The 9,355-nt window shown below is 64.0% G+C and carries 5 protein-coding genes; 1 reads left to right on the forward strand and 4 read right to left on the reverse strand.

The genetic code is table 11. The features are described from left to right. Nucleotides 1–174 precede the first annotated feature (174 nt). Nucleotides 175–2,304 carry an HlyD family efflux transporter periplasmic adaptor subunit gene (locus tag ACOYNV_RS23010; protein ID WP_422902145.1) on the forward strand — a complete coding sequence of 710 codons (2,130 nt, stop codon included), beginning with the start codon at nt 175–177 and terminating at the stop codon, nt 2,302–2,304. A 321-nt stretch (nt 2,305–2,625) separates the two neighbouring features. On the opposite strand, the gene ACOYNV_RS23015 is transcribed toward ACOYNV_RS23010, so the two are convergent. The 4 genes from ACOYNV_RS23015 to ACOYNV_RS23030 form a co-directional block, all read right to left on the reverse strand. Further along, the gene (locus tag ACOYNV_RS23015; protein ID WP_422902146.1) at nt 2,626–3,978 is read right to left on the reverse strand and encodes an efflux RND transporter periplasmic adaptor subunit; all 1,353 of its coding nucleotides are present in this window, start codon (nt 3,976–3,978) and stop codon (nt 2,626–2,628) included. Next, nucleotides 3,975–4,823 carry an efflux RND transporter periplasmic adaptor subunit gene (locus tag ACOYNV_RS23020; RefSeq protein ID WP_422902147.1) on the reverse strand — a complete coding sequence of 283 codons (849 nt, stop codon included), beginning with the start codon at nt 4,821–4,823 and terminating at the stop codon, nt 3,975–3,977. The genes ACOYNV_RS23015 and ACOYNV_RS23020 overlap by 4 nt, the downstream gene beginning before the upstream one ends. Before the next feature lie 4 nt (nt 4,824–4,827). Further along, nucleotides 4,828–6,837, reverse strand: a complete 2,010-nt coding sequence (locus ACOYNV_RS23025) for a TolC family protein (RefSeq protein WP_422902148.1) — start codon at nt 6,835–6,837, stop codon at nt 4,828–4,830. Nucleotides 6,838–7,100: 263 nt separating this feature from the next. Further along, nucleotides 7,101–9,355 (reverse strand): Ig-like domain-containing protein (locus tag ACOYNV_RS23030; RefSeq protein ID WP_422902149.1); only part of this gene is annotated, 2,255 nt, incomplete at its 5' end.

Consider the following 9,355-nt stretch of genomic DNA (forward strand, 5'->3'; position numbering starts at 1 on the left):
AAACTAATTTCCTATAAATACTGAATAAATACGGACTGGATCAGGAAGTCTGAACATGGGCCTCTCGATCTACGCGCTCGGGGTGTCCAGCAGCGACGATCTGGCCGTGCTCGCCGAACTCGGCTTCGACGGCGCCACCGGCCCGGCGGTCAGCGCCTGGAGATGACTACAGTGATGCCCTCCACGTCCGCCGAGATTCCCGCGCTGCCCGGTCTGCGCCAGGACCTGCAGTTGCTTCCGGGCGAAGCGCAGGCCGATGGGGCGCCCTCCTGGCGCATCCATGATCCGGTGCGCAACCGCTTTTTTGACATCGGCTGGATCGAATTCGAATTGCTCCAGCGCTGGCGTGAAGGCCAAGCCGGCACCGCGCTGCTGGCCGAGGTCGGGGAGCACACGCCGGTGTATCCGACGGCGGAAGAATTGGCGACGCTTGCCGCCTTTCTCGACCAGCACCAGCTGCTCGCGCCGAGCACCGTCGAACGGCGCGACGCGCTCAAGCGGCGTTGCGCGGCACGAAAGCTGCCGCTCTGGAAGCAGTTGCTGCATCACTATCTTTTTTTCCGCATCCCGCTGCTGCGCCCTGATGCCTGGCTCGAACGCTTCACCCCCGCACTGGCCTGGATTTTCGGCAAGACATTCCTGACGGCCACGCTCGTCGCCGGCGTCACCGGCCTGTTTCTCGCGAGCCGGCAGAGCGAAGCCTTGAGCACCGCCTTTGGTTATTTCTTCAATCTCGAAGGAGCCCTGTTCTACGCGCTGGCAACCAGCGTCGCCAAGCTGCTGCACGAACTCGGTCACGCTCTGGCTGCCAAGCGGCGAGGATTGCGCATTCCGACGGTGGGGCTCGCCTTCCTGGTGATGATGCCGGTGCTCTATACCGACACCAGCGAATCGTGGAAGCTCTCGCGCCGCGCCGATCGTTTCGCCATCGCCGGCGCCGGGATCGCCCTCGAACTGATGCTCGCCGCGTGGACCACACTAGCCTGGGCACTGACCCAGGACGGCGCGCTGCGCAGCGCATTTTTCCTGCTCGCGACGACGACCTGGATCTGGACGCTGGCGGTCAATGCCAGCCCCTTCATGCGCTTTGATGGCTATTTCCTGCTCTCCGACCTGACCGGCCTGCCCAATCTGCACGAGCGCAGTTTCGCGCTGGCGCGCCGGCAACTGCGCACCACCTTCTTCGGCTACACGAGCGCCGACCCCGAACCGGCGCTGGCACCCGCCACGCAGCGGATAATGATCGCCTTCGCGCTGGCCACCTGGGTTTACCGGCTGATCCTTTTTCTCGGCATCGCGGTGCTGGTCTACACGCTATTTTTCAAACTTCTCGGGATATTTCTCATGGCCGTTGAAATTGGCTGGTTTGTCGTGCTGCCGATCATCAAGGAAATCGGCGCGATCCACCGCGACAAGGCGCTCTGGGTTTTTCGGCCGCTGCCGTGGGCCACGCTCCTTGCCGGTCTCGCCTTGCTGCTCTGGCTGCTGCCGATCGGCAGCGAGGTTTCAGCGCCAGCGCTGGCCCGTGCCGCGCATGACTCGGCGGTTTTTGCGCCAAGTTCGGCGCGGGTGCTTGAAATCAAGGTCAAGACCGGGCAGGCGGTTAAGCGTGGCGATGTGCTGCTGCGTCTCGAATCGCCCGATCTGGCCAGCCGTGCCGAGCGCGCGCGCTTGCGTAGCGAAGGCTATGCCGCCGAAGCGGCACGCATCGCGGCCAACAGCGTCCAGCTCGAACGCCGGATGGTGATCGAGGAACAACTCGGTGAAGCACTGGCCGACGAAACCGGCGCGCGGGCCGAGATGGCCGCGCTGACGCTGCTGGCGCCGCACGACGGAGTCGTACGCGATCTGCCGGCAGATCTCGTTGCCGGTCGCTGGATAAACGCCCGCCATCCCCTGCTGCGGGTGGTCGACGCCGGCGCCGCCGAAATCGAGGCCTATCTTGGCGAGCGCCAGATTGGCGCGATCGCCGTCGGGCAGGCGGTGCGCTTCTACCCGTCGGCGCCGAGCTTCCCGGTCGTCGATGGCACGGTCACCGAAGTCGATCCGGCGGCTGGGCGTGGCATCCGCCATCCGCTGCTCGCCTCGGTGCACGGCGGCGGCATCGCCGCGACACAGGCGGCCAAGGACACGCTGGTCGCCCACGAAACGATCTATCGCGTCCGCATCCATACCGCCGAGGGCGAGCCGGAGTACGCCCAGATCGTGCGCGGCACCGTGCGCATAGAAGCCAATCTGCTGACCATCGGCTGGGCTGGAATCGCCCACGTCGCATCGGTGCTGGTGCGCGAGAGCGGGTTTTAGCCGATGAACCTGAAAACCTCAGTTGGTCATCTTTGCGGTGAGGTTTTTAGTCACTTATGACCGAAGTCTTTACAAAACGTGAGCAGAATTCTCCGTATGCTCCCCTCGCCAGCTTGCGGGGGTTGGGGAAGGGGTACGACCTTGCCACCCCGGAAAAGTCCCTCTCCCTGACCCTCTCCCACAAGTGGGAGAGGGAGAAAACCGGCGAGCGCCGCTTGGATTTTTTGGTTCTGGCTTGTTCGGCTTAAGAATCTTGGAAAAAGCAATTGAACACAGCGAACATCGCGCAGAAAATCCGACCGAAAGAAGTGCAGAGCGCTCCTATACGCCGAACGCTTGGCGAAGGGTGCGCAATGGCTTGCGCAGCAGGTAGTAGATCAGCGGCACGCGATCGGCGTAGATCTTCGCGGTACCCTTGAGCCCCAGGCGCGGCGGCGAATCGCCTGCGGTGAAGGCGGCTTTGACGATGTAGGCCGGTTGCCCTTCGGGCGACGAACCGGTTTCGTACGACGCCTGGGTGACCAGTGCGTCGCGCGAGGCGAGCGGCGAGATGTTCAGATACATCTTGACCTGCGCGCCGGGGTCGAGCGCGATGGCGTCGTCCGGCGAGACGTAGATGGTCAGCGCCACCTGCGTCGGGTCGGCGACGGTCATGATGCGCTCGCCGACCTGGACCGGCTTGCCGCGCCACTCCTCGGCGTCGGCGAACAGCGCAATGCCTTCGGTCGGCGCCTGTAACTTTAGACGAGCGAGCAACTCGATGAGATAGGCGACCTCGGCGCTGCGTTCGTGAACGCGCGCATCGAGCAGTTGCAGTTCAGACTTCGAGTTGTCGTCGGAGAAGGCTTTGCCGGCGCTGCGCGCCAGGTCGGCGCGCGCGACGCCGAGCGTTTTCTGCGCCACCAGAAGGCGGTTGCGCGTGGCCGTGTCGTCGAATTCGACCAGCGGCGTTCCGGCACGAACCGCTTGGTTGGGTGCCACCAGAATCTGCGCAACAACGCCATCGACCGGCGCCGTGACCGGATTGGGCGCCAGCGCCACAACCTCGGCCGGAGCCAGCACCGACAGGCGAACGGGGAAAAACAGGACGCCGCAGAAGACCGCCAGCAGCACCTTTTTTCTGGTGCGCGACAAGGCCCGCCAGCGCTTGGGTGCGAGCGCCGCGAACTTGCTCTGCAGCGCCAGTTGCTCACGCCGCCACGCCCACCAGGAAAACTCGCTCTGCTGGCCGAGCCAGGCGGCGAGCGCCGCGTCCTCCGCCGAAAACGGCTGGTGGCGGCCGAACCAGAGCCCACCGAGCGACTCACCGCTCGGCGTCCTGAGCACGATAATGAGCGCATGGCGCGGAATCCACTCGGCGCCGTCGTTCAGGCTTGGTGGAAAATCGGCAGCGGCCAGCAGGCGCACCGGCGCTTGCGTATCGACCGCTTTAGCATGGTCGGCGGCGCGCGAAAACCAGAGGGCGAACGGCGAATTGGCGTCGACTTCGGCCAGCCCCGACGCGGCGACCAGCGCCGAGCGGCCGAGAAGATCAGGCTTCCAGAGGAAGGCCTGGTCGTAGGGCAACAGCGAATACGGCTCGTTGACGATCAGGAACTCGATCTCCTCAGGGGAGCGCGCGCTGCGCAGGCGGCCCTCGTAGGCGAGCAGATCGGCGGCCGTTGGCGATGTCAATTGGTTTTGGCTTTGTCGCTGTTTTCCGGAAACACTGCTTGGCCGATCATTCCCGGCAATAGGCCGGTTGTGTCGCCGACGAACACCGTTTCGACTTCGAGCGACTGCGAAACGCCGTCGACACGGGCATTGAGCCTGGAAACCTTGGCGGCGTATTTACGCCCGGTGTCCTTGATCTCGATCGACAAGGGCGAATCGGTGTTGAGCTTGACGGCCAGTGCCGACGGGACATGCACGATCGCCTTGAGTTTGGCGGTGGCTACGATTTCGAGCACCGGCTGGTTCGGCGCGACGTTCTCGGCCTGCCGGGCTTTCAGGCGGACGATGCGGCCGGCGTAAGGCGCGACGATGGTGCAGAAGCTCATTTGCGCCTTTTGCTGCTTGACCAGGCTCTTGGCTTTTTCGCCAGCGGCGGCGGCCAATGTTACTTCGAGGTCGCCAGCGGCGCCCAGCCCTTGCAACTTCAGCTTGGCCAGATGGGTTTCGCGGGCGCCCAGGTATTCGGCGTTAAGCGCTTCGAGCTTGGCTTGCGGTTCGGCACAGTCAAATTCGACGAGAACCGTGCCGGAGCGAAATTCCTGGCCGATGCCGTACTTGATCTTGCTGATCTTGCCGGCCATCTGCGCCGACAGCGTCGCCTCGTTGTCGGCCAAGACCATCGCCGAGAGTTCAATTCCTGTTTCGGCCTTGGCCGTCACCTGCGCCGGCATGGCGACGGCGGTAGTCATGGCAGCGGCCTGCGCGTGCGCCGCGCCGCAGGGCAGCGCCAGGGCTAAAATTACAATAAACGCCGTGGTCAATGCGGGCAGCGGGGAAAAATAGCATGTCATTTTCAGATTATCCATGGTCTTATTCGTCTTCGCCGCGCTTGATCGCATCGGCAATGGAGGTGGCGGTATCGATCTTGAGGCTCACGGCAACCTCGCCGAGAGTCTGCGCGGTTGGCACCTTCTGCTCATCGACGGTCGGGCTGGGCCGCGCTGTCAAGGTGCTGGCGCTGGCCAGACCGGCCTTGGAGAGATGCAGACGCACCGGGTCGATGACGCGGTAAGCGGCGCCCTCGCCGAGCGCGCGCCATTGATCAGGGCCGACCGGGGTCATCAACATGCTGTTCTGCTCCGCCTCGAAGAGCACCGCTCCGTCCTGGTCAATAAGTTTGAGCCGCATCAATGACGGTTGCCCGGAAACGCCCGGCGATTTGAGCACAACCGCCGATTCGATTCGGTAGGGCGCCGGTTGATTGGCGCCGACGGTAGCGATTTTCGACAGCCGCAATATCCGATGCAAGGACGTCGTGAAGGCGTCGCCATCCTCTGTCGACAGTCCTTCGACGCGGACCACCGCGACGGGAATTCGCGTCGTCGCCGCCTTTGGCGCAAAGGTGGCGCCTTCCCAGCCTTCGATCGTCGCCGCCAGTTGCGCCGCCAGGGCCTCCGGCGCGTGCGTCTCGACGTCGAGCGGCAAGCTATCAAGGCCGATCGAGTTGTAGATCCGGCCGATGGCGCCTTGCACGTTGGCGTAGACCAGATCGCGGTTGATCTTGGAGATCATGCCGCGCGCCTTGGCGCGGATCAATTCGAGTTCGGTTTCCAGGCCGACCTGTTTTGAGGCGTTGAGATAGCCGACGATGCGTCCATCGTCATTGACGGCATCGTCCCATATCGCGAATTCCTGCGTCAGCAGGCGATAGCGCACGGCAGCAATGCGCGTCTGCGCGAGCACGGCGGCGGTCAGCGCCAGGCGCCGTGTCTCGTCGATGCGGGCGGCCGATTCGTTGGCCCGGCGCTGGCTCGGCAGCGACAAGAGCTTCATCAGGTTCCACGACAGGTTGAGGCCGGCCGACGCCCAGCGGTTGTTGACCAGATACTTGTTCGAGTCGTAGTTGGTTCCGGTATCGAGGCCCAGCGATGGCAGCATCGAGAGCAGCAACTTGTTGCCCTCCACGTCGGTGATGCGCGCGCGGTAGCCCTCCTCGCGAAGTTCAGGTCGGTTATGCACGGCGATCTGTTCAAGCGTTTCAATTTTAGCCGTCAGATCCGGCGGCGTCGGATCGTCGATGCGCGGCGTCGCTACCGTGTAGTCAAGACCGGGGCGCAGATTGAGCAACTGCGCAAGTTCAAGCTTCGACTGCGCGAGCTCCTGGCGGCGCACCGAGATCTGCTGTTCGAGGTCGAGCAGCGAGCGCTTGTAAGCGACGATCTGCAAGGGCGGCAGCAGCTTGCGCGTTTCGATCAGGCGCGCGCGCGCCGCCGCCTGGTCAACCTCGGCGAGCAGTGCGTCGGATTCGGGCAGCAGGCGCTGCGCGGCCTCGACCCGCCACCAGGCATTGCGCACGTCCTGGATCAGGTTCTGTACGGCCTTGCGCCGCCGCTCCTCGGAGATCATCGACTGGTCGGCGAGCTGCTTGGCGCGCAGGTACGAAAGCCCGAAATCGAGCACGTTCCATGAGAAGCTCAGGCTGTTGAACGAATGACTCATCGGCGCTGCCGCCGACGGCACCGTCGAGATCGAGCCGGTGGGCGTATAGCCGTAGCCGAATGCTTCGTTGTCGCGTGTCGTATAGCCGGCGGCCGCCGTCAGCTTGGGCAGCAGGTCGAAACTGGCCAATTCCGTCTGGCCCAGCGACGCCGCCTCTTCCATCAGGCGGGTGCGGTAGTCCATGTTGTACTTGAGCGCACGCGTAATCGCGTCGGCCAGCGTGAATGGAGCGCTCACCGGGTCCTGCTCGGCGAACAGGCGCCGCTGGTCATCAGCGGCGCGCTGCAGGTGGGCCTCGTCGGTAATCGCCACCGGCTTTACCGCGCAGCCGGCAGCAATGAACGCGGAGGCGATGGCCAGCGCCAGACTTTTCATTTTCATAACGGTTGAATCTTTCCTTGGCTGAAATTGTTAAATACCTGAAAGCTATAATCCTTAAAACCTCAGTTTAACCACAGCGAACACGGCGAGCACGGCGAAAAACCTCAGTTTTTCAGGATTTCATGGCTCACCCAAAGGGTGAATCATGAAAATATTGCAAGTCATTGATTTTCCGTTGTCCCTCTCCAGGGAGCACCCCAAGGGTATTTCCTGCGGGGCAGCTTCGCGCTGTTCGCCGTGTTCGCTGTGGTCAACTGCCTTTTCTAGGTTAAATCGGTTACGCGCGGCGCGGCCTGGATGGACGGTCTGGTTAATATTCGCTGCACTAACGGATCATGCCGGGATAACTTGAGCTGATCGGAGAACGGGATGGCACCGCGCGTTGCCGGCTGGGCTCTCTGCGCCGCCAGTTTGATTGCCGCCGGCGACGCATCGAGTTCCCCGGCGTCCGCTGCCGGGCCGGGGGGAGCCTCCGCCGCTGCGCCACCCTTCTCGGCTGGCTGCAGCGCACGTCCGCCCTCGATCTGCATCTTGAAATTGGCGCTAGCCTCGCGCCCCTGGTCATCGCGTGCCGTCACCTTGACCTCGATCAGGCTCTGCGCATTGGCCGGCGGGCGGCCACTGAAGGTGCCGGAGGTCGGGTCGAAGTCCATCCACTCGGGCAGCGGCGAGCCATCGGACTGCGACGCTTCGAGCTGGACGATGGCGGCCGTATTGGTATGTCCGAAAGCGTCCTTGGGCACGGTGTAGTTGAGCCCCTGGCCGACGTTGGTCGTTGCATTATTGATGCCGTTGAACACAAACAGCCGTTCGCCGCCCTTTTGCTGATCCTGCACCGTGGTCGATGCGGCCTGCATGCGCTCGACCGGGAAACCGCGGTCGGTGGATTCGAGCTTGCGGCTCTCCCCGCCGGCCGCCTGCGCTCCCTGGTCGGCCTGAAGCGGCAGGCCGGTGCGCAGTGCCAATAGCCGGCCTACCTCGTTGTTGCGGTTCTCGGCCGCCCCGGCAGTGCTACTGCCATCGTCGCTGACGACGCTCTTGGCAGCCGTCGGCGAGCTGTTGGTCGTGGCCGTGGCGACGTTAATCTGCTCGACTACAACGGTTGGCGGCAGGGCCGGCAGCGGCAGCGACCTGATGGTGACCGGCAAGGGTTTGCTGGTCACCGCTTCCAGTGCGCTGCCGTCCTTCGAAACCGTCGAAACGCGAAGAACGAAGCCGACGTCGCTGCCGCGCGGCGGGGTCAGCGAAATCACCGGGATCACGCCGTTGGCCGGCACTGGCACCTCGGCGCGACCGTTGACGATGGCAACCGATACGCCATTGGCACTGATCGACGCCCCGGCCGGAATGTCGTCGATGCGAATCGACAGCGTTTCAGAACCGTCGATGTCCGTCTGTGTGCCGCTGATCGCCAGGATGACCGATTGATCGACATCGATCGTCACGCTGCCTGGGTCGGCGAGCGTCGGCGTATCGGATACAGGAGCGACGGTGATCACCAGCAACTGCGCCACGCTGTCGCTGATCGTAGCGTTGCCGTCCATCGCCCGGGCGACGACGGTCAGCGTGACGCTGCCGGAGAAATCGTGCGCAGGTTCGAACCGGAGGCCGGCGAGTTGCGGTGGGGTCAGGCCGCGGATCAGCATCAGCCTAGCCCTGCTGCCGTCGGCGAGCTTGAGTGCCGCGCCGTCCGGGATGCCGCTGATCGTGACTTGCGTGATGTGCTCGGCACCGATGTCTTTGAGCACGGTGTCGCCCGGTCGCGCGGCGATCGACAGCGTTGCTGTGCCGTCTTCGTTGACCGTGACGTCGCTGACCACGACCAGCGGTCGGTCAGTGACCGGGGTGACTGCCAGCGAAAGGGTGGCGGTGGCGGTAGCGCCCTGGGTATCGCGGACGGTGTAGGTGGCCAGGGGAATGGCGCCGCTGTAGTCGGTAAATGGCGTGAAGGTGAACGTACCGTCGGCGGCGATAAGCAGCGTGCCTTTGCCGGCAATCGTTGCCGTTTGTCCGGCCAGGTAGGTTGCCGAATCCCCGGCGATGACAAATTGTGTGACGGTCTTGGTTTCGCCGTTGGCGACAGAGTCGACGTCGGTGTCGTTGGTCAGAACATTGCCGGAAACCGGGGTGTCTTCAGGCGTGGTTGCACTGTCGGCGAAGGCGAGCGGGGTGTCGTTGCGCCCGTCGACGGTCACGGTCAGCGTGCTGGCGCTGGTCAGGCCGCCGGCATCGCGCATGGCGTAGTTAAAGACTTCGGAAACCGTCTGGCCGGTAACGCGCAAGGCCTGGACGGCGGGGTTGGACTCGTCGACGACGTAGCTGTAGCTGCCGTCGGCATTGAGCGTGAGCGTGCCGTAGGTGCCGGTTCTGGCGCCGGTGCCGACGGTGACGGTCTTGGTCTCGCCGTTGGCGACGGTGTCGATGTCAGTGTCGTTGGTCAGGACGTTGCCGGTGGCAGCGGTTCCCGCCGTGGCGTTGGCCAGTCCGCCAGCTTCGATGGCGGTGGCGACATCGGCGA

Source organism: Propionivibrio sp. (genome assembly GCF_049316945.1).
Lineage (GTDB): Bacteria > Pseudomonadota > Gammaproteobacteria > Burkholderiales > Rhodocyclaceae > Propionivibrio.

What these genes read in the sequence shown, in the direction of transcription:
- ACOYNV_RS23020 (WP_422902147.1), bottom strand. Translation starts at nt 4,823, where the DNA reads ATGGATAATCTGAAAATGACATGCTATTTTTCCCCGCTGCCCGCATTG.
- ACOYNV_RS23025 (WP_422902148.1), bottom strand. Translation starts at nt 6,837, where the DNA reads ATGAAAATGAAAAGTCTGGCGCTGGCCATCGCCTCCGCGTTCATTGCT.
- ACOYNV_RS23010 (WP_422902145.1), top strand. Translation starts at nt 175, where the DNA reads ATGCCCTCCACGTCCGCCGAGATTCCCGCGCTGCCCGGTCTGCGCCAG.